We start from the raw sequence: 16691 nt of genomic DNA, 5'->3' as shown, positions 1-16691 counted from the left end.
TTTTCTTTTTTGGGCCGCCTTCGCCTCGTGTCAGAGGCCGTCTTATTGCTTTGGCGCTGTGGAGTCGCCGCTTTGGCTAGCCTGGTGCGGACACGCTTCGCACTGTCCGCGCAACTCAGTCATCCGGTTCCTTTCTCGCGTATCCGCCCTTCACCTCCGGATGCTGGCTGATGTACGTGCCAAGCCCCTGCCCGCGGCGCGCGAGCCGCTTCAGCACGCCGAGATGCCGCGCGCCGACGCTTTCCGTCGTATACCAATACACGACGCCCGGTCTGAAGCGAATCTTGATGACGTCCTCGCCGATTTCATACGCGTCGACGCCCGAGTCACCGCTGACATTCCGATAGCGCTCCATTTGCGAAAAGCCTCCTCGCTATGGTTGCAGCAGTTTTTATTCCGCCGAGAGCACTGCTTGCCGACCGCCGCGCGATGCGCGTGTTGTAGTATCGCAAGCACCTGGTTTTTAGCGCATCTGCGGCACCTCATGAGAATTCTCGGCATCGACCCCGGCTTGCGCGTCACCGGCTTCGGCGTGATCGACCAAAGCGGCCACACCCTCAGCTATGTCGCGAGCGGCGTCATCAAAACCGCCGACGCCGATCTGCCCTCGCGTCTGGGCACCATCTTCGAAGGCATCTCGACGCTGATTCGTCAGCATTCGCCGGATCAGTCGGCGATCGAAAAAGTGTTCGTCAACGTCAATCCGCAATCCACGTTGCTGCTCGGCCAGGCGCGCGGTGCGGCGATCTGCGGACTGGTGGCGGGCGGCGTGCCGGTCGCCGAATATACGGCGTTGCAGTTGAAGCAGGCTGTGGTCGGCTACGGCCGCGCAACCAAAGAGCAGATGCAGCAGATGGTGGTGCGGCTGCTCAACCTGTCCGGCGTACCGGGCACCGACGCCGCCGACGCGCTCGGCATGGCGATCTGTCACGCGCATGGCGGCACGACGCTGAGCACGCTGGGAGGCATCGCACCTGCGCTGGCGAAGAAGGGGTTGCGGGTGAGGCGTGGGCGGTTGGTGGGGTAACGGGAGACGCGAGGCGGAACCGGCACACGTGGCTTGGTTTTGCGCCCACACGCCGACCGCGCAACGCGGCCGAGCCCCTTACGCAGTCCCATCCAGGCGAAGCGCGCTTGATAGCGCCGCCTTACGCCGGTCAACGCAATCACGCATCGCGCGCCGCCCACTCGCTGCGCTACACTCGCCGTTTCTCTCGAGATTGAATTCGCCATGATCGGTCGCATTGCCGGCGTTCTGCTGGAAAAAAACCCGCCGCATCTGCTCGTCGACTGCAACGGCGTCGGTTACGAGGTCGACGTGCCGATGAGCACGTTCTACAACCTGCCGTCGAACGGTGAACGCGTCGTACTGCTCACGCAGATGATCGTGCGCGAAGACGCGCATCTGTTGTACGGCTTCGGCACCGCCGAGGAACGTTCGACCTTCCGCGAACTGCTGAAAATTTCCGGCATCGGCGCGCGTATGGCGCTCGCGGTGCTGTCGGGCATGAGCGTGCACGAACTCGCGCAGACCGTCACGATGCAGGACGCCGCGCGCCTCACGCGTGTGCCGGGCATCGGCAAGAAGACGGCGGAGCGGCTGCTGCTCGAACTGAAGGGCAAGCTCGGCGCGGACCTCGGCGCGATGGCGGGCGCGGCGTCGGCATCCGATCATGCGTCCGACATCCTGAACGCGCTGCTCGCCTTGGGCTACTCCGAAAAAGAAGCGTTGGCCGCCGTCAAGAACGTGCCGGCGGGCACCGGCGTTTCCGAGGGGATCAAGCTGGCGTTGAAGGCATTGTCGAAGGGTTGACGGCGCCTCGGAAGGCTGGCTGACGCGCGACGGATAAGGCGTCGCGCGCACGCGGCCCCCGTCCCCCGTTCGCTGACAGAAGCCGGATCAACGGGCGTCCGCAGGGGGTTTCCTACGGACCGCGCGCGGTACAATGGCCCTCATGATCGAAACCGACAAACTCGCCGCCGAGCGCATCATCGCGGCCACGCCCGTCTCGCCGAACGAAGAAGCGTTCGAGCGCGCGTTGCGCCCACGCCAGCTCGAAGAATATGTCGGGCAGGAAAAAGTCCGCGGCCAGCTGGAAATTTTCATCGAGGCCGCCAAGCGCCGTTCCGAATCGCTCGACCACGTGCTGCTGTTCGGCCCGCCAGGTCTCGGCAAGACCACGCTCGCGCACATCATCGCGCGGGAGATGGGCGTCAATCTGCGGCAAACGTCCGGACCGGTGCTCGAGCGCGCTGGCGACCTCGCCGCGCTGCTGACTAATCTCGAAGCCAACGACGTGTTGTTCATCGACGAAATCCACCGGCTCTCGCCGGTCGTCGAGGAAATTCTGTACCCGGCGTTGGAGGATTATCAGATCGACATCATGATCGGCGAAGGGCCCGCCGCGCGCAGCGTGAAGCTGGACCTGCAGCCGTTCACGCTGGTCGGCGCGACGACCCGCGCGGGCATGCTGACCAATCCGCTGCGCGATCGCTTCGGTATCGTCGCGCGGCTGGAGTTCTACAACGCCGAGGAGTTGTCGCGCATCGTCACGCGCTCCGCGGCGCTCTTGAACGCGCAGATTCATCCGGACGGCGCGTTCGAAATCGCCAAGCGCGCGCGCGGCACGCCGCGTATCGCAAACCGCCTGCTGCGCCGCGTGCGCGACTTCGCCGAAGTGAAAGCGGACGGCAACATCACCGCGCAAGTGGCCGACGCGGCGCTCAAGATGCTCGACGTCGACGCGGTCGGCTTCGACCTGATGGACCGCAAGCTGCTCGAAGCGATCCTGCACAAGTTCGACGGCGGCCCGGTCGGCGTCGACAATCTGGCGGCGGCGATCGGCGAAGAGCGCGACACGATCGAAGACGTACTCGAACCGTATCTGATCCAGCAAGGCTTCCTGCAGCGCACGCCGCGCGGCCGCGTCGCCACGCTGCTGACCTACCGGCATTTCGGTCTCGCCGCGCCTGACTCGTCGAGCGTGCTGCCCGGGCTGTGGGATTCGGCCGCGAAGTGAGCGGCATCGTGAGCCTCCGTGTGTGCCGCGCAGCTGGCCACACCGCGAGCCGTACTTAACGAGGCCGCCGAGCATGTCCGACCAGACGACGCGGCACTCCGGCTCCCCAGGCGGGATCACCGAGCGGTTCACCCGCCGGCTCCGCTCGAAGCTCGCCGCCGGCGTCACGCATCTGACGCACGGCAGCGGCCCCACTCTCGACTATTCATCGCCGCCGGGCGACCCGGGCCTCTTCGGCCCCGACTCCGTCTGCTGGAAAGTTCACGCCGACTTCACGTCGATGATGACCGGCGGCATCAGCGCGCTGCTGCTTCAGGCATTGCACCCGTTGGCGCTCGCCGGCGTATGGGACCATTCGACCTTCCGCACCGATATTCTCGGACGCCTGCGCCGCACCGCGACCTTCATCGCCGGTACGACGTTCGGCAACCAGCACGACGCGCTCGCGCTGATCGAACGCGTCAAGCGCATCCATCTCGGCGTGAGCGGCATCGCACCGGACGGCACGCCGTATCGCGCGAGCGAGCCTGCGCTGCTGACGTGGGTGCATGTCGCCGAGGTGTCGAGTTTCATGACCGCGCACTTGCGCTATGTGAACCCGCTGTTGCCGGTGGCCGCGCAGGATCAGTACTTCGCGGAAACCGCGCGCATCGCCGAGATGCTGGGCGCCGAGAACGTTCCGCGCTCGCGTGCCGAGATCGACGCTTACCTGCTCGCGATGCGGCCCGCGCTGGTCGCCAGCGAGCGCACTCGCGAAGTCGTGAGGATTCTGATGAGCGCGCCGGCTCCGAGCATCGCAATGCGGCCCGCCGGCAAGTTGGTGCTCAGCGCGGGGATCGATCTGCTGCCGGATTGGGCGCAAGCGATGTTGGGATTCGAACGCTATGCGGTGCTGCGCCGGACATTCGCGCGGCCGGGTGTGCGCGCCGTCGCGCCGGTCATTCGCTGGGCGCTGGTGAACGGCATATCGAAACGGGCGCGGCGTCGCGCGGCCGCTGCCGCCGAGCCGGATTGACGCGGGGTCGTTCGTTCACGCCTTCGCCAGCGAAGTTCGCCGCCGTGCTGCCCGCCACGTTCACGTCCGGCAACTCCACCCAAAACGCAGCTTCAGTTCAATCAACGTCCCGGTTCCGGCACGGCCTTTCTGAAACCATCGTCCGCGCCAGGCGCGTCGAGATGCGAGACGTCCGCCCACGACACGATCGTCGCGGCGCCATTGTCGAAGTTCACGACGTTCACGCTGGTGTTCAGTAACGGGTAATCGCGCGGGGTGTCGAGCGGCAAACGGCACGCGAAGCGGCGCACGCAATCGAGCACGCCGCCATGCGCCACACAAGCAATCCGCCCGCCTGGATGCGCGGCGACCAGCGGCTCGATCGCATGCACAACGCGATGGTAAAACGCGCGCACCGACTCGCCCTCAGGCGGCGCGAAACCGGGATCGCGGGTTTGCCAGTGCGCGTATTCATCGGGGAAACGCTCCGCGATCTCGTCGCTGTCATGCCCCTGGAACGCACCGTAGGAACGCTCGCGCAAATTCTCGCGCAAGTGCAGCGGCAAACCGAGCGCGTCGGCGATAGGCTGCGCAGTTTGCTGCGCGCGTTGCAGATCGCTCGAATAGATCGCGTCGAGCCGCGCGCCGTGCTCGACCTCGTCGGCGATGCGGCGCGCCAGACGTTGCGCTTGGGCGAGCCCGGTCGTCGCGAGCGGAATGTCGATGTGGCCTTGAATGCGCTTGATGCGATTCCAGTCGGTCTCACCGTGCCGGATGAACAGAATCTGCGTAGTCATGAAATGAGAGTGGGCGCCGTTCGCCGGTTGTGCCGAGCCGCTATTGTCGCAAAACGGCCGGAGGGTAGACGCGCGCGCGGTGGCGCGCATCGGGATGGGGTGCGACGACGCGCGTTCGTCGATCGTCAGGCGTTCGTTTGCAACCAGAACGTGACGGGGCCGTCGTTGACGAGCGAGACCTGCATATCCGCGCCGAACTCGCCGGTCTCGACGATCGGATGCTTCGCGCGCGCAGCCGTCACGAAGTAGTCGAACAGCCGCTTGCCTTCGTCCGGCGGCGCGGCCGGCGTGAAGCTCGGACGCAGACCGCTGTTGGTATCGGCGGCCAGCGTGAACTGCGACACGAGCAGCAGACCGCCCGCGCGCCCGGCGCCGTCGAGATTCTGCACGGACAGATTCATCTTGCCCGCCGCATCGCTGAACACGCGATAGCCGAGCACCTTGGCAAGCAGCCGGTCGGCGGCCGCCTCGGTGTCGCCGCGTTCGGCGCACACGAGCGCGAGCAGGCCCGCGTCGATCGCGCCGGTCACCCGATCGGCCACGCGCACTTCGGCGCGCCGCACACGTTGGATCAGCGCGATCATCGGCCAGTCGAGCGTGGAAGCGACATCAGGCCGTCAGCGTGACGCGTGCGAAGCGGCGCTTGCCGACCTGCACGACATACTCGCCGGCTTCGACCTTCAGCCCCTTGTCCGATACCGTCGCGCCATCGATCTTCACACCGCCCTGCTCGATATTGCGCAGCGCTTCGCTGGTCGACGGCACGAGGTTGGCCTGCTTGAGCAACTGGCCGATCGCCAGCGGCGCGCCGGCGAGCGTCACTGCCGGGATATCGTCCGGCACGCCGCCCTTCGCGCGATGGTTGAAGTCTTCGAGCGCGCGCTCCGCATCGGCTTGCGAGTGGAATCGCGCGACGATTTCCTGGCCGAGCAGCACCTTGAAATCGCGCGGATTGCGGCCCGCTTCGATCTCTTTTTTGAAGCCGGCGATTTCGTCCATCGGACGGAACGACAGCAACTCGAAGTAACGCCACATCAGCACGTCGGAAATGCTCATGAGCTTGCCGAACATATCGGTCGGCTTTTCGCTGATGCCGATGTAGTTGTTCTTCGACTTCGACATCTTCTCGACGCCGTCGAGCCCTTCGAGCAGCGGCATCGTCAGGATGCACTGCTGTTCCTGGCCGTACTGCTTCTGCAACTCACGACCCACCAGCAGGTTGAACTTCTGGTCCGTGCCGCCGAGTTCGAGGTCGGCGTTCAGCGCGACCGAGTCGTAGCCTTGCATCAGCGGGTACAGGAACTCGTGGATCGAGATCGGCACGCCGCCCTGAAAACGCTTGGTGAAATCTTCGCGCTCGAGAATGCGCGCGACCGTATAGCGCGACGCGAGTTTGATCATGCCGTCGGCGCCGAGCGGCATCGACCATTCGCTGTTGTAGCGGATCTCGGTCTTCTCGCGGTCGAGCACGAGTGCGGCCTGGTCGAAGTACGTCTTCGCGTTCGACTCGATCTGCTCGCGCGTGAGCGGCGGACGGGTCGCGTTGCGGCCCGACGGATCGCCGATCAGCGACGTGAAATCGCCGATCAGGAAGATCACCGTGTGACCGAGGTCCTGCAACTGGCGCATCTTGTTCAGCACGACCGTGTGGCCAATGTGGATGTCGGGCGCGGTCGGATCGAGCCCGAGCTTGATGCGCAGCGGCTTGCCAGTCGCCGCACTTTTCGCGAGCTTTTGCGCGAATTCGTCTTCGATCAGCAGTTCGTCGACCCCGCGCTTGGTGACGGCGAGGGCGTGACGGACTTCGTCGGTGATCGGGAACGCGGAAGCGTGATTGGGCTTGGTGGACTCGGTGCTCATGGAAACTTGAAGTCGCGAAAAAAGGAGATTGTCCCATAGATGCGCGCAGCCGCGCCCACTGACGCAGTCACAAGCCTGCCGACAGCGGACGATTTGTGCGCGGCACGCCGTGCGGGGGGCGGCGCCGCGCTTATCTTCGACCGCGCTTGCGCTGATAATCTGCTACAACGGATCGCAACGAACCATCGACAGGAGCAGCAACGTGGCGCAAGACCCCGCAGACGGCATCTACTTCGGATTGATGTCCGGCACGAGCATGGACGGAGTGGACGGCGTGGCCGTCCGGTTCGCCGCAGGAAAGCCGCCTCAGGTGCTGGCCGAGGCATTCGTCGGCTTCTCGGCGGGCATCCGCGAAGCGCTCTTCGCGCTCCAGCAGCCGGGCGATAACGAGATCGAGCGCGAAGCGCTGGCCGCGAATGCGCTCGCCACGCGCTACACCGTGTGTTGCCACGAACTGCTGCGCGGTAGCCAGATCTCGGCCACCGATGTGCGCGCGATCGGCGTGCATGGGCAGACCGTTCGGCATCGGCCGGAAAAGGGCTACACGCGGCAAATCAACAATCCCGCGCTGCTCGCGGAAATGATGGGCATCGACGTGATCGCCGATTTCCGCAGCCGCGACGTTGCGGCCGGCGGCCAGGGCGCGCCGCTCGTGCCGGCATTTCACGCGAGGGTGTTCGGCGCGAAGGATGAGACGCGGGTGGTCTGCAATCTTGGCGGCATCAGCAACATCACGATTCTGAACGCGACCGGCAGCGTGCGCGGGTTCGACTGCGGACCGGCGAATGCGTTGCTCGACGAATGGGCGCAGCGTCACCTCGGCAAGCCGTTCGATGAGAACGGCCATTTCGCGGCCGGCGGCCAGGTGGATCGCAAGCTGCTGAATGCATTGCTCGACGAGCCGTATTTCTCGCAGCAGCCGCCGAAAAGCACCGGCCGCGATCTGTTCAACGCCGAATGGCTCGATGCGAAGCTCCAGCCGTTCGCCGCGCTCGACCCTGCCGACGTGCAGGCGACGCTCGTCGCACTGACGGCGGTGTCGATAGCGCGCGAAATCGAGCGGCATGCGTCGGACGCGCGCGCGGTCTATGTGTGCGGCGGCGGCGCGCGCAATCCGGAGATCCTGAAGGCGTTGCAGCAGGCACTGGAGGACAGCGGCGTGAGCGGCGTCCCCGTGATGACGACCGACGCGCTCGGCGTGCCGCCGAGCCAGGTCGAGCCGCTGGCGTTCGCGTGGCTGGCGATGCGCTGTGTTGCGCGGGCGCCCGGCAATCTGCCTGCCGTGACAGGCGCGAGCGGTGAACGCGTGCTGGGGGCGATTTACCCGCGCTGATGGTGAAAGCGCAGAGCCGCAGCGCGCACGGTGTTACGCGCAAGCGTGCGGGCAAAAGAAAACGGGGCCTCGCGGCCCCGTTTTCTTTTACAACCTGCCGCCTAAGCGGCCATCAAACCGAGAACGACGAGCCGCAACCACATGTGGTCGTAGCGTTCGGGTTTTTGATGACGAACTGCGCGCCGTTGATGTCGTCCTTGTAGTCGATCTCAGCGCCGACCAGATACTGGTAGCTCATCGAATCGATCAGCAACTGGACGCCGCTCTTATTCATGACGGTGTCGTCTTCGTTGACGGCTTCGTCGAACGTAAAACCGTACTGAAAGCCCGAGCAGCCGCCGCCCTGCACGAAAACGCGCAGTTTGAGGTCCGCATTGCCTTCTTCTTCGATCAGTTGCTTGACCTTGTCAGCCGCTGCGTCGGTGAAAACGAAGGGGGCGGGCATCTCGGTCACGGGTGTTTCGGTGACTGCGTTCATTCGAACTCTCCAAAAAGCTTATAGCCGCTATTGTAGGGCCGATCTCGATATCGTGCCGAAGCCCACAAAATCAATGGGTTCTTCGCGCGACGCACGCGGCGGGGCGCGCTTGCCGCCCCCAGCCTGTCCGAGCGGGAAAAAGCGCCAATCCGGCGACCGCGCCGTTGCCGCAAGGCCGAGCTGTGCGGCAATAAAAAAAGCCGCCTTCGCGAAAGCGTTGGCGGCTTTTGCAGCAAACCGGCCCGAAAGCCGGCTCGCACCCGAAACGATTAACGCTTCGAGAATTGCTTCCGACGACGTGCCTTGTGGAAGCCGACCTTCTTACGTTCGACTTCACGAGCGTCACGCGTCACGAAGCCAGCGTTCGACAGTTGCGACTTCAGCGTTGCGTCGTAGTCCATCAGCGCGCGGGTGATGCCGTGGCGAACCGCACCGGCTTGACCCGTTTCACCGCCACCCGTCACGTTGACCTTGATGTCGAACGTGGCGCCGTGGTTCGTGAGTTCCAGCGGCTGACGCACGATCATCAGCGACGTTTCGCGCGAGAAGTAATCGGCGATAGGCTTGCCGTTCACAACGATGTCGCCCTTGCCTGCCTTGATGAACACGCGTGCGACGGCGCTCTTGCGGCGGCCCGTGCCGTAATTCCAGTTACCGATCATGTGGGCTCCCCTTAGATCTCGAGCGCTTTCGGCTGTTGCGCCGAATGCGGGTGCGTTGCGTCAGCGTAGACCTTCAGCTTCTTGATCATCGCGTAGCCGAGCGGGCCCTTCGGCAGCATGCCCTTGACCGCTTTCTCGAGCGCACGGCCCGGGAAGCGTTCCTGCATCTTGCCGAACGTCGTTTCATAGATACCGCCCGGGTAGCCCGAGTGGCGATAGTACTTCTTGTCAGTAGCCTTGTTGCCCGTGACCTTCAGCTTGCCGGCGTTGATAACGATGATGAAATCACCGGTGTCGACGTGGGGAGTGAATTCAGGCTTGTGCTTGCCGCGAAGACGGTGTGCCACTTCGCTGGCGACACGCCCGAGAACCTTATCCGTCGCGTCAATCACGTACCATTCGCGCGTCACCTCATGGGCTTTTGCGGAAAACGTCTTCATGATCGATCCAAAAAAATTGCTGCGCCCAATGTGTTTTTTCCTGCTTGTAGTGTGCGCATCGAGGCGCGTGCAGGCTCTCCCTGGTTCTTCCTCCGCGGGCGCGGATGCGGAAAAGCCCTGAATTATAAAGGAATTTGCTACGGCAAGTCAAAACGTACCGAGTTTTGCCGAAACCGGCCCGCCGATCCGGCCGACAACCGGGGCAATTTGACGTCTTCGCAGATCCGGAGTGAAGCCGGCCCGCGTCACCCGCGCGCCTGGCAATGGCGAAAAAAAACCCGAACGAGCGGTTCGGGTTTAATCCACCAAAGGAGGAGGTGGAGGAGACAGCGAAGTTGCAGAACTGCTGCAACAATGGAAGCGATTATATGGGCCGGCTTTGTGCGATGCAAGAATATTTGCATTGCGAAATTCGATTTCATAATGTGGCAAGTTCAATGCGGCATGCCCGGCTTAAGAATTCCTTTTGAATCAATGGCAAAGACCGCCACTGCCGCCCCGCCACTCAGACATCCCCTAGAGTAAAACCCCTAAACCCATCAGGACATTCCCGGATCGGCCGAACATGCCGCACCGCAACACACAAGCCGGCAAAGCGCATAATTTTCGACGGAAGTCGCCTCGGGCGGATCCGCAGGCGGCGGGCTACAATGCCGTCTCGATATAGCGCGGTGGAGCACAGCATGGAATGCAAAGTAAGCTGGATGGGGCAAGACGGGATGGCGTTCGCGGCCGAGACGGGCAGCGGTCATCTGGTTGCGATGGACGGCGCGCCTGAGGGCGGCGGCCGCAATCTCGCGCCGCGTCCGATGGAAATGGTTCTGCTTGGCACGGGCGGCTGCACCGCCTACGACGTCGTGATGATTCTGAAGAAGAGCCGCCAGGACGTCGCGGGCTGTTCGGTGACGCTGAAGGCCGAGCGCGCCAGCGAAGATCCGAAAGTGTTCACGAAGATTCACTTTCACTTCACGGTGACGGGCAAGAATCTGAATCCAGCCACCGTGGAACGCGCGATCAATCTGTCGCACGACAAATACTGCTCGGCGTCGATCATGATCGCGAAAACCGCCGAGCTCACGCACTCGTTCGACATCGTCGCAAACTGAGCGCACGAAACCACACGCAACAAATGAAAATGCCGGCGTCCTCACGGACGCCGGCATTTCTCGTTTGGGTGGCAAAGCAGGCCGATAAGCCGGATTCTGTGCACGCGCAACGTCCGAAAACGCGACGCGCGTGGCAGCCATTCCTCTAGGCGCGCCATTACTGACGCGCTCAAGCTTCCTACCCGCAGACGTGACGGGGGCCCCGTCCTGCATCTCGAAGATGCTAGCCTGCCTACTTGGAATTGCTCCGGGTGGAGGTTACCGTGCCGGTCTGCCTTGCAGCAGCCGCGGTGCGCTCTTACCGCACCGTTTCACCCTTACCTGATCCCGACTTGCGCCGGGCCATCGGCGGTTTGCTTTCTGTTGCCCTGTTCCGCGTGTTGCCACGGATGGCCGTTAGCCATCACCCTGCCCTGTGGAGTCCGGACTTTCCTCGCCCTCTTTGGCCGAAGCCTCCGAGGCCGCGACTGCCTGGCCTGCTTTGCTGCGGCGGATTTTAACACCTGTGCGGCGAGCGAGCCGTTTCAGCGGTGGAAATAGCCGAATGGCCAGGCAGAGCAATGAAGATCTGGGCAACCAGGCTAGCAGCGGTCGCAACCGGAGCAACCACCGCAGCCGCGGTCAAAAGCGCCGCCCTGAAACCTCAGCGCGCCTGCGTCTCGCGGCCGCGCCGTCCCGCGCGAAACACGGACGCGTCGTCATAAAACGCGGGCGATTCGTTTTCGAGCCACCAGCCCGGAACGCCCAGCACCGGAAGCGGCGCAAACATCCCGCTCTTCAACGCATCGGTGCCGAGCAACGCCGTGCTGACCGCTTCGTCGAGCCACGCGTCGCGCGCCTCGTTGTCCCATCCGAAATACGTGGCCGGCACGTCAACGATCCATGCATGCCCGGTGCAAGCCTTGAATGGCACGATCAACTTTTCGAGCAACGCGTGGCCGAAGCAGCGGACTTCGCAACTCGCACCCCACGCAGCACGCCGGGTCACCATCAGCGTCCGCCAGTCGAAGCCCCGCAGCGCGGCGCTCAACCGGGGATCGGCGCACGCGAACAGCAACGCGTTTTCGTCGAACAAGGTCAGCGTGTCGCGCACGCCGCCACGGGTCGGGCCGACGCCGAGCATGTCGATTGCCGCCGACTGCCGCGCGTTCAGCGCCGCCTTGATGCGCGGAAACGCAAACCACATCGAGCCGTTGAAGAAGTCGTGCAGATTATGACGCGTCGGCACGCAACCGGTCGCCGCGATGTGCGCTTCATAGGCGGCGCCCGCCGGCAGATCGTCCTGCGCGATGAACGCGAGGCGCTGACCGCGCCCGGTGGTCTGCCGCATTTCAACTGCGTCGGCGTTCATTTCGGCGAGCAAGTCCGCGTAGCTCGTCAGCGCGGCTTGCTGCCAACGTCGGCCGCGTCCGGCGAACTGCGCGAACCAGGGCGTCGACCAGTCGATCGCGGCGAAGCCCGCTTGCTGCGCATCCTGTCCCGCCTGCTGCCCTGCCTCATGCACCTGCATCTAACGCAGCCTTAGACCAACCGCCAGCCGATCGACTCGCCGCCGCGCAACGGCACGACCGGCGTATCGCCGACCGGCAGTTCGGCCGGCAACGTCCATTCCTCGCGACGCAGCGTGACCTTCGCCGCATTGCGCGGCAGGCCGTAGAAATCCGCACCGTAGAAGCTCGCAAAGCCTTCGAGCTTGTCGAGCGCGCCGGCGTTGTCGAATGCTTCCGTGTAAAGCTCGAGCGCATGCAGCGCCGTATAGCAGCCCGCGCAACCGCACGCGTGCTCCTTCAAACCCTTCGGATGCGGCGCGCTGTCGGTGCCGAGGAAAAAGCGCGGATTGCCCGAGGTCGCCGCCTCGACCAGCGCCACGCGATGCGTCTCGCGCTTCAAGACCGGCAGGCAGTAGTAATGCGGACGGATGCCACCCTGGAAGATCGCGTTGCGGTTGTACAGCAGATGGTGCGCGGTAATCGTCGCGCCAAGCAGCTCCGGCGCCGCGCCGGCTTCGCGGATGTAGTCGACCGCGTCTTTCGTCGTGATGTGCTCGAACACCACCTTCAGCGCGGGGAACGCGCGGCGCAGCGGCGTCATGACCTTGTCGATGAACACCTTCTCGCGGTCGAACAGATCGATCGACGAATCCGTCACTTCGCCATGCACGAGTAACGGCATGCCGACTTCCTGCATCACTTCGAGCGTTTTCGCGCACTTCATGATGTCGGTGACGCCCGCGTCCGAGTTGGTTGTCGCGCCTGCCGGATACAGCTTCACGCCATGCACAAAGCCGCTCTCCCGCGCGCGGCGGATTTCGTCAGGCGGCGTGTTGTCGGTCAGGTACAGCGTCATCAGCGGTTCGAACTTCGCGCCTGCGGGGATCGCGGCAACGATCCGCTCGCGATACGCCTGCGCCATCGCGGTGGTCGTGACCGGCGGCTTCAGGTTCGGCATGATGATCGCGCGGCCAAACTGGCGCGCGGTGTCCGGCAGCACGGCGGCCAGCATCGCGCCGTCGCGAACGTGCAGATGCCAGTCGTCGGGACGGGTAAGCGTGATGGAATCGCGGGGGTCGATGGAAACGTTGGAAGCGGTCATGGCGAAAGGGGGAACGAGACTCGGCGGCAAAAGCCAATCGACCCGGTCAAACCGCCATGTTGCGGCCCAAACACACGTCAATTTTGCTATTTGGCGTTTCTGGCTCGGTGATATGCTTGGAAAATCATCATTGTAACGGCTCGCCCCGTTCACAGGCTTACCCGCAACATGTGCCAACTTCTCGGAATGAACTGCGCCGCGCCGACGGACGTCACGTTCTCGTTCACCGGCTTTGCCGCGCGCGGCGGCGTCACCGATCACCATGCCGACGGTTGGGGAATCGCCTTCTTCGAGGACAAAGCCTGCCGCCTGTTCATCGACCATCAATCGTCGGCCACCTCGCCGATCGCCGAAATGGTCAAGCGCTACCCGATCAAATCGAAGAACACGATCGCGCATATCCGCAAGGCAACGCAAGGGCACATCCTGCTCGAAAACTGCCACCCGTTCATGCGCGAACTGTGGGGACGTCACTGGATCTTCGCGCACAACGGCGATCTGAAAGACTATGCGCCGCAACTGTCGGGGGTCTACCAGCCGGTCGGCACGACCGATAGCGAGCTTGCTTTCTGTGCGTTGCTCGAAGGTCTGCGCAAGGCATTTCCGGGCGCGCAGCAGCCGCCGCTCGACGAACTGTTCACCGCGCTCGAAACCCTCACGCGCGAAATCACGCAGTTCGGCGTGTTCAATTTCCTGATGTCGAATGGCCAGGCGCTGTTCGCGCATTGCTCGACGCATCTGCATTACATCGTGCGGCGCTGGCCGTTTTCGACCGCGCATCTGGTCGACGCGGACGTGTCGATTGACTTCGCCAAATACACGACGCCGGAAGACCGCGTCGCGGTGATCGCCACCAAGCCGCTGACCGATAACGAAGTGTGGACCGCGTTCGAGCCGGGCGATCTGATGATGTTCCAGCATGGCGATGTGATCGGCCGCATCAACGTGCCGGTGCCGGCGTCGGTTCTGGAGAAGCTGCGTAATCCCGCGCTGGATGCGTCGGCGTCGGCCACGACGATCGCGGCGTCGACCGCCGGGGCCGCAAACGTGCCCGACGACAGCGAAGCCGACATCGAAGCAGCCGACGACGCCGCGGCGTTCGAGTCCTGACAGGTCTGCCCAGCCACGCACTTGCTTTTGCAATGCTGGTTGTCAGCGCGAAACGTCAGCAATAAAAAAAGCCGCTCCAAGGAGCGGCTTTTTTTGACCCACGCGAGCCGGCCACCGCCGGCCAGCGCACGCACAAACCTCAGTGCAGGATCTTCGCCAGAAAATCCTTAGCGCGATCCGACTTCGGATTGGCAAAGAAGTCTTCCTTGCGATCGTCTTCGACGATCAAGCCCTTGTCCATGAAGATCACGCGGTGCGCGACCTTCTTCGCGAAGCCCATTTCGTGCGTGACGCACATCATGGTCATGCCTTCCTGCGCGAGTTCGACCATCACGTCGAGCACTTCGTTGATCATTTCCGGATCGAGCGCCGAAGTCGGCTCATCGAACAGCATCGCGATCGGGTCCATCGACAACGCGCGCGCAATCGCCACGCGCTGCTGCTGACCGCCGGACAACTGCCCCGGAAACTTGTCCGCATGCGCACGCAGGCCCACGCGATCGAGCAGCTTCAGCCCCTTCGCGGTGGCTTCGTCGTTCGAGCGGCCAAGCACCTTCACCTGTGCAAGCGTGAGGTTCTGCACGATCGACAGATGCGGGAACAGCTCGAAGTGCTGGAACACCATGCCGACCTTCGAACGCAGCTTCGACAGATTGGTTTTCTTGTCGGTCAGCGACTGCCCGTTGATGACGATCTCGCCCTTCTGAAACGGCTCCAGGCCGTTGACCGTTTTGATCAGCGTGGACTTGCCCGAGCCCGACGGCCCGCACACCACCACCACTTCACCTTTTTTGACTTCCGTCGTGCAGTCGGTCAGCACTTGAAACTGACCGTACCACTTCGAAACATTCTTGATAGAGATCATCTTGCGACCTTTTTCTGAAGACCTTTGACGAGGCTCGACGCGGCCACACAGACCACGAAATAACACGCGCCCGCGAACAGTACCATCTCGATGTTCGTGCCGTCACGATCGCCAATATTCGTGGCGGTGCGGAAGAAGTCGGCGAGGCTGATCACGTAGACGAGCGACGTATCCTGAAACAGCACGATACCTTGCGTGAGGAGCAGCGGCACCATCGCGCGGAACGCCTGCGGCAGCACGATCAGGCGCATGGCCTGCGAGTAGCTCATGCCGAGCGCGAACGCCGCGTTGACCTGGCCGCGCGGCACCGACTGAATGCCGGCACGGATGATCTCCGAATAATACGCGGCCTCGAACAGAGAAAACGCGACCATCGCCGACGCGAGGCGAATGTCGATATCCGGCGACAACCCGAGTACGTTCTGCAGCACTTGCGGCACGATCAGGAAGAACCACAGCAGCACCATCACCAGCGGGATCGAACGGAAGATCGTCACGTAGCCCTTCGCGAACCACTCGAAGGGTTTGAACGACGACAGCCGCAACATCGCGAGAATGGTGCCCCAGATGATGCCGAACACGATCGCGATCAACGTGATCTTGAACGTGACGACAGCGCCGGTCCACAGCGTAGGCAGTGCGCCCGGAATACCGCTCCAGTCGAAATGGTGCATCACTTGCCTCCGATATAGCCGGGCAACCGGGTTCTGGCTTCGACCCAGCGCATCAATTGCATCACGACCAGGTTGATCAGCATGTACGCGATCGTGACCGCAATGAACGACTCATACGTCTGTGACGTGTAGTCGACCAGTTGGCGCGCCTGCGCGGACAGATCCAGCAGACCGATCGTCGAAGCCACCGCCGAGTTCTTGAAGATGTTCAGAAATTCGGACGTGAGCGGCGGCACGATGATCCGGTACGCGACCGGCAGCAGCACATAGCGATACGTCTGCCATTGTGTGAAGCCCATCGCGAGACCCGCGGCGCGCTGGCCGCGCGGCAATGCGTTGATGCCCGAGCGCACCTGCTCGCACACGCGCGCGGCGGTGAACAGGCCCAGACACAGAATCGACGACGAGAAGAACTGCGCGCCCGGCGGCAGTTGCTTGAACCAGTTGCCCATCGAGACAGGCAGCAACTCCGGTATCACCAGATACCAGATGAAGAACTGCACGATCAGCGGGATGTTGCGGAAAATCGCAACGTACACCGTGCCGATGCCCGACGCCCATTTGTTCGGCACCGTGCGCAGCACGCCGAAAAACGAACCGACGATCAGCGCGATCACCCATGCCGACAGGGACACGGTAATCGTCACCCAGAGGCCCGAGAACAACCAGCCCAGATAGGTGGTCGGCTCGCCGGTGGAGACCGGACTCAGCAGAATGCCCCAGTTCCAGTGATATGACATGACCAAGACTCCAGCAAAAA

Annotated in this window: 19 protein-coding genes and 1 other RNA gene; 7 read left to right on the top strand and 13 right to left on the bottom strand. The window is 63.3% G+C overall.

The window, feature by feature from the left end:
- Nucleotides 1-115: 115 nt before the first annotated feature.
- Nucleotides 116-355 (bottom strand): hypothetical protein, encoded by a 240-nt coding sequence (locus BGI01S_RS00695; protein ID WP_042321031.1) that lies wholly within the window; start codon nt 353-355, stop codon nt 116-118.
- Between the two features lie 129 nt (nt 356-484).
- Here BGI01S_RS00695 and ruvC point away from each other — a divergent pair, with 129 nt between their 5' ends.
- The 4 genes from ruvC (at nt 485) to BGI01S_RS00675 (ending at nt 4035) form a co-directional block, all read left to right on the top strand.
- Complete coding sequence (gene ruvC / locus BGI01S_RS00690; RefSeq protein WP_042321028.1) at nt 485-1027, top strand: crossover junction endodeoxyribonuclease RuvC; 543 nt, start codon at nt 485-487, stop codon at nt 1025-1027.
- Between the two features lie 204 nt (nt 1028-1231).
- Entirely contained in the window at nt 1232-1813 is a 582-nt protein-coding gene (gene ruvA / locus BGI01S_RS00685; protein WP_042321025.1) for a Holliday junction branch migration protein RuvA, read from the top strand.
- A 142-nt stretch (nt 1814-1955) separates the two neighbouring features.
- Entirely contained in the window at nt 1956-3020 is a 1065-nt protein-coding gene (gene ruvB / locus BGI01S_RS00680; RefSeq protein WP_042321215.1) for a Holliday junction branch migration DNA helicase RuvB, read from the top strand.
- Nucleotides 3021-3093: 73 nt separating this feature from the next.
- Nucleotides 3094-4035: an oxygenase MpaB family protein gene (locus BGI01S_RS00675; RefSeq protein ID WP_042321023.1), complete on the top strand. Its 942-nt coding sequence runs from the start codon at nt 3094-3096 to the stop codon at nt 4033-4035.
- A gap of 101 nt (nt 4036-4136) precedes the next feature.
- Here the strand turns inward: BGI01S_RS00675 and BGI01S_RS00670 are convergent, their stop codons facing one another.
- The 3 genes from BGI01S_RS00670 to tyrS all read right to left on the bottom strand — a co-directional run bounded on the left by BGI01S_RS00670 (nt 4137) and on the right by tyrS (nt 6671).
- Complete coding sequence (locus tag BGI01S_RS00670; protein WP_042321021.1) at nt 4137-4811, bottom strand: histidine phosphatase family protein; 675 nt, start codon at nt 4809-4811, stop codon at nt 4137-4139.
- Nucleotides 4812-4936: 125 nt separating this feature from the next.
- Nucleotides 4937-5395 carry a D-aminoacyl-tRNA deacylase gene (gene dtd / locus BGI01S_RS00665; RefSeq protein WP_042321019.1) on the bottom strand — a complete coding sequence of 153 codons (459 nt, stop codon included), beginning with the start codon at nt 5393-5395 and terminating at the stop codon, nt 4937-4939.
- 25 nt (nt 5396-5420) lie between these two features.
- The gene (tyrS, locus tag BGI01S_RS00660; RefSeq protein WP_042321016.1) at nt 5421-6671 is read right to left on the bottom strand and encodes a tyrosine--tRNA ligase; all 1251 of its coding nucleotides are present in this window, start codon (nt 6669-6671) and stop codon (nt 5421-5423) included.
- A gap of 202 nt (nt 6672-6873) precedes the next feature.
- Between tyrS and BGI01S_RS00655 the strand changes: the two genes are divergently transcribed.
- Nucleotides 6874-8004, top strand: a complete 1131-nt coding sequence (locus BGI01S_RS00655) for an anhydro-N-acetylmuramic acid kinase (protein ID WP_042321013.1) — start codon at nt 6874-6876, stop codon at nt 8002-8004.
- Nucleotides 8005-8116: 112 nt separating this feature from the next.
- On the opposite strand, the gene erpA is transcribed toward BGI01S_RS00655, so the two are convergent.
- The 3 genes from erpA to rplM all read right to left on the bottom strand — a co-directional run bounded on the left by erpA (nt 8117) and on the right by rplM (nt 9584).
- A complete protein-coding gene (gene erpA / locus BGI01S_RS00650; RefSeq protein ID WP_013340463.1) occupies nt 8117-8482 on the bottom strand; it encodes an iron-sulfur cluster insertion protein ErpA in 366 nt (121 codons plus the stop codon).
- Nucleotides 8483-8751: 269 nt separating this feature from the next.
- Nucleotides 8752-9144 carry a 30S ribosomal protein S9 gene (gene rpsI / locus BGI01S_RS00645; protein WP_042321010.1) on the bottom strand — a complete coding sequence of 131 codons (393 nt, stop codon included), beginning with the start codon at nt 9142-9144 and terminating at the stop codon, nt 8752-8754.
- Nucleotides 9145-9155: 11 nt separating this feature from the next.
- Nucleotides 9156-9584, bottom strand: coding sequence for a 50S ribosomal protein L13 (gene rplM, locus BGI01S_RS00640; protein ID WP_042321008.1), 429 nt, complete (start codon nt 9582-9584; stop codon nt 9156-9158).
- Between the two features lie 683 nt (nt 9585-10267).
- Between rplM and BGI01S_RS00635 the strand changes: the two genes are divergently transcribed.
- Entirely contained in the window at nt 10268-10690 is a 423-nt protein-coding gene (locus BGI01S_RS00635) for an OsmC family protein (RefSeq protein WP_042321006.1), read from the top strand.
- A gap of 69 nt (nt 10691-10759) precedes the next feature.
- Here BGI01S_RS00635 and rnpB read toward each other — a convergent pair.
- From rnpB to pyrC, 3 genes are all read right to left on the bottom strand, one after another.
- Nucleotides 10760-11173: RNase P RNA component class A (gene rnpB / locus BGI01S_RS28845), an RNA gene on the bottom strand.
- Between the two features lie 160 nt (nt 11174-11333).
- Nucleotides 11334-12200 (bottom strand): DUF3025 domain-containing protein, encoded by an 867-nt coding sequence (locus tag BGI01S_RS00630; RefSeq protein WP_042321004.1) that lies wholly within the window; start codon nt 12198-12200, stop codon nt 11334-11336.
- 11 nt (nt 12201-12211) lie between these two features.
- Nucleotides 12212-13282: a dihydroorotase gene (gene pyrC / locus BGI01S_RS00625; protein ID WP_042321002.1), complete on the bottom strand. Its 1071-nt coding sequence runs from the start codon at nt 13280-13282 to the stop codon at nt 12212-12214.
- Between the two features lie 168 nt (nt 13283-13450).
- Here pyrC and BGI01S_RS00620 point away from each other — a divergent pair, with 168 nt between their 5' ends.
- Nucleotides 13451-14392, top strand: a complete 942-nt coding sequence (locus BGI01S_RS00620) for a class II glutamine amidotransferase (RefSeq protein ID WP_084585229.1) — start codon at nt 13451-13453, stop codon at nt 14390-14392.
- A gap of 139 nt (nt 14393-14531) precedes the next feature.
- Here the strand turns inward: BGI01S_RS00620 and BGI01S_RS00615 are convergent, their stop codons facing one another.
- The 3 genes from BGI01S_RS00615 to BGI01S_RS00605 are packed head-to-tail and all read right to left on the bottom strand — an operon-like array spanning nt 14532 to nt 16671.
- Nucleotides 14532-15257 (bottom strand): amino acid ABC transporter ATP-binding protein, encoded by a 726-nt coding sequence (locus BGI01S_RS00615; protein ID WP_042320997.1) that lies wholly within the window; start codon nt 15255-15257, stop codon nt 14532-14534.
- Entirely contained in the window at nt 15254-15931 is a 678-nt protein-coding gene (gene gltK / locus BGI01S_RS00610) for a glutamate/aspartate ABC transporter permease GltK (RefSeq protein ID WP_042320994.1), read from the bottom strand. The genes BGI01S_RS00615 and gltK overlap by 4 nt, the downstream gene beginning before the upstream one ends.
- Nucleotides 15931-16671 carry an amino acid ABC transporter permease gene (locus BGI01S_RS00605; protein ID WP_042320992.1) on the bottom strand — a complete coding sequence of 247 codons (741 nt, stop codon included), beginning with the start codon at nt 16669-16671 and terminating at the stop codon, nt 15931-15933. The genes gltK and BGI01S_RS00605 overlap by 1 nt, the downstream gene beginning before the upstream one ends.
- Between the last annotated feature and the right edge of the window lie 20 nt (nt 16672-16691).

Source organism: Paraburkholderia ginsengisoli NBRC 100965 (genome assembly GCF_000739735.1).
GTDB lineage: Bacteria > Pseudomonadota > Gammaproteobacteria > Burkholderiales > Burkholderiaceae > Paraburkholderia > Paraburkholderia ginsengisoli.
This window is presented reverse-complemented; position numbering and strand designations above follow the sequence as displayed.

Excerpts from the sequence above, each read along its gene's own strand:
- BGI01S_RS00695 (WP_042321031.1), bottom strand. The coding sequence starts at position 355 with ATGGAGCGCTATCGGAATGTCAGCGGTGACTCGGGCGTCGACGCGTAT.
- ruvC (WP_042321028.1), top strand. The coding sequence starts at position 485 with ATGAGAATTCTCGGCATCGACCCCGGCTTGCGCGTCACCGGCTTCGGC.
- ruvA (WP_042321025.1), top strand. The coding sequence starts at position 1,232 with ATGATCGGTCGCATTGCCGGCGTTCTGCTGGAAAAAAACCCGCCGCAT.
- ruvB (WP_042321215.1), top strand. The coding sequence starts at position 1,956 with ATGATCGAAACCGACAAACTCGCCGCCGAGCGCATCATCGCGGCCACG.
- BGI01S_RS00675 (WP_042321023.1), top strand. The coding sequence starts at position 3,094 with ATGTCCGACCAGACGACGCGGCACTCCGGCTCCCCAGGCGGGATCACC.
- BGI01S_RS00670 (WP_042321021.1), bottom strand. The coding sequence starts at position 4,811 with ATGACTACGCAGATTCTGTTCATCCGGCACGGTGAGACCGACTGGAAT.
- dtd (WP_042321019.1), bottom strand. The coding sequence starts at position 5,395 with ATGATCGCGCTGATCCAACGTGTGCGGCGCGCCGAAGTGCGCGTGGCC.
- tyrS (WP_042321016.1), bottom strand. The coding sequence starts at position 6,671 with ATGAGCACCGAGTCCACCAAGCCCAATCACGCTTCCGCGTTCCCGATC.
- erpA (WP_013340463.1), bottom strand. The coding sequence starts at position 8,482 with ATGAACGCAGTCACCGAAACACCCGTGACCGAGATGCCCGCCCCCTTC.
- rpsI (WP_042321010.1), bottom strand. The coding sequence starts at position 9,144 with ATGATCGGTAACTGGAATTACGGCACGGGCCGCCGCAAGAGCGCCGTC.
- rplM (WP_042321008.1), bottom strand. The coding sequence starts at position 9,584 with ATGAAGACGTTTTCCGCAAAAGCCCATGAGGTGACGCGCGAATGGTAC.
- BGI01S_RS00635 (WP_042321006.1), top strand. The coding sequence starts at position 10,268 with ATGGAATGCAAAGTAAGCTGGATGGGGCAAGACGGGATGGCGTTCGCG.
- BGI01S_RS00630 (WP_042321004.1), bottom strand. The coding sequence starts at position 12,200 with ATGCAGGTGCATGAGGCAGGGCAGCAGGCGGGACAGGATGCGCAGCAA.
- pyrC (WP_042321002.1), bottom strand. The coding sequence starts at position 13,282 with ATGACCGCTTCCAACGTTTCCATCGACCCCCGCGATTCCATCACGCTT.
- BGI01S_RS00620 (WP_084585229.1), top strand. The coding sequence starts at position 13,451 with ATGTGCCAACTTCTCGGAATGAACTGCGCCGCGCCGACGGACGTCACG.
- BGI01S_RS00615 (WP_042320997.1), bottom strand. The coding sequence starts at position 15,257 with ATGATCTCTATCAAGAATGTTTCGAAGTGGTACGGTCAGTTTCAAGTG.
- gltK (WP_042320994.1), bottom strand. The coding sequence starts at position 15,931 with ATGCACCATTTCGACTGGAGCGGTATTCCGGGCGCACTGCCTACGCTG.
- BGI01S_RS00605 (WP_042320992.1), bottom strand. The coding sequence starts at position 16,671 with ATGTCATATCACTGGAACTGGGGCATTCTGCTGAGTCCGGTCTCCACC.